Annotated in this window: 2 protein-coding genes and 1 pseudogene; all 3 read right to left on the bottom strand. The window is 62.1% G+C overall.

All coding sequences use genetic code 11. The features are described from left to right. A partial coding sequence (locus D7231_RS38240; RefSeq protein ID WP_147449882.1) for a type I restriction-modification system subunit M N-terminal domain-containing protein occupies nucleotides 1-144 on the bottom strand: 144 nt, incomplete at its 3' end. Between the two features lie 312 nt (nucleotides 145-456). Continuing rightward, nucleotides 457-1,209 (bottom strand): 5-formyltetrahydrofolate cyclo-ligase, encoded by a 753-nt coding sequence (locus D7231_RS34730; protein ID WP_120760345.1) that lies wholly within the window; start codon nucleotides 1,207-1,209, stop codon nucleotides 457-459. Nucleotides 1,210-1,227: 18 nt separating this feature from the next. Continuing rightward, nucleotides 1,228-1,408 (bottom strand): annotated as a pseudogene (locus D7231_RS37210) (transcriptional regulator); the annotation flags it as partial.

Genomic DNA, 1,408 nt, shown 5'->3' with positions numbered 1-1,408 from the left:
CGACTCAAACTGATCAGAGGCGTACTTCAGGAAGAGCATCCCGAAGATGTACTCCTTGTACGCCGAGGCTTCCATCGAGCCGCGGAGTACGTCCGCAGCCGCGAACAAGTGCCGCTCCAGCTGGGGCAACGTCAAGCGAGACATAGAGCAGCTTGTCCTTCCTGGTACACGCCAACACCGCACTTTTCCTGAACTGCGAACCTACCGAGCGCATTACTGTCCGCTGCATCGTGGCTTGGGGTAACCCTAGCCGGACGCGCTGACGGTCCGAGCTGTCGGCGCACACCAACGAAGCCATCACGTGGTGTGGCCGGTGTGCTCGGCACGCATCTATCGCGAGCCGCGATAACACCCCTTAACCAACCTTGGGACCAAAAATATTTCATATCCTCAAATAACTATAGAACAATTGCCCATAAGTGGAAATACTAAAGTTGAAGTTGGTCAGTCGTACGCCTACCCGTCGCGATGTTTCCAACTCTGTTCTTTCTGTCGAATGGTCGCCTGCGCAGCCAACACCGGAATCGCTTCAATCTTCTCGACCGTGAGGTGGTTCCAGACAAGCCCCCGAGGCCGGCGACGCCCAGGGCACTGAATCACCTCGTCGGGCGTGATGATCAGGTCCACACTGAAGTCGTGCTCTGTCTCGGGGATCTCCTCGTCGACGACCTGGAGCTGGTGAACGGGCGCGACGATGACCGTCTTGTCCGTCACGAGGCCCGCATCGATGAGAAGCGCCACCTCCAGGTCGGAATACCCCGCGCCCTTGCCGATGCGAGCACCGGAACGGTTGACCGCGACACTGCCACAGATCACGACGTCGATGGGCCGCATGTCCTCGACGCCGACACGGCGAGCCACCTGTGAGGCGCCCCTCTTCTCCGCGGCCTGCTCGACGGGTAGCTCAAGTGTCTCGGGGTCCAGCAAGTAGAACGGCTGGAGGCTCGCCATCCTCGGCACGGCCATATAGAGGAGCTTGCCGTCCTTGAGGGCGCGGATACGGACCGGCAGTTGGGCCCAGTCGGGGTTCGCCTTGATCGTCCGGGCCCGCTTCCACACGTCCAGCTCGGCCAGGCGGTCGGCTGTCACCTCGGCCCCGTAGAAGCCGGGGATCTTGCCGTACGAGCCTTCCGGCACCGCGCCCTCACGTTCGAGCAGGCGCCACACCTGGTCACGGACGACTTCCTTGGCCTGGTCGATGTCGCTCACGTACCCCTACCGGTCCCGTTAGATCGCGGCCATGAGGGCCAGCAACCGATCGTTGACGTCCTGCACCCATGGCTCCTGTCGCCACTCGCGAAGCTCTCGACCAGCGGCAAACGCCAGGTTAAGACCACCGCCACCCCGTGTCAGCTCCACGGCGTCAATCGTCCGGTGCATGGTGGCCGCCGCCTCGTCGAGCTTGCGC

Source organism: Streptomyces klenkii, from assembly GCF_003626645.1.
In the GTDB taxonomy this organism is placed as follows: domain Bacteria; phylum Actinomycetota; class Actinomycetes; order Streptomycetales; family Streptomycetaceae; genus Streptomyces; species Streptomyces klenkii.
Note: the sequence above shows the minus strand (reverse complement) of the source record. Positions and strands in the feature narration are given on the sequence as shown.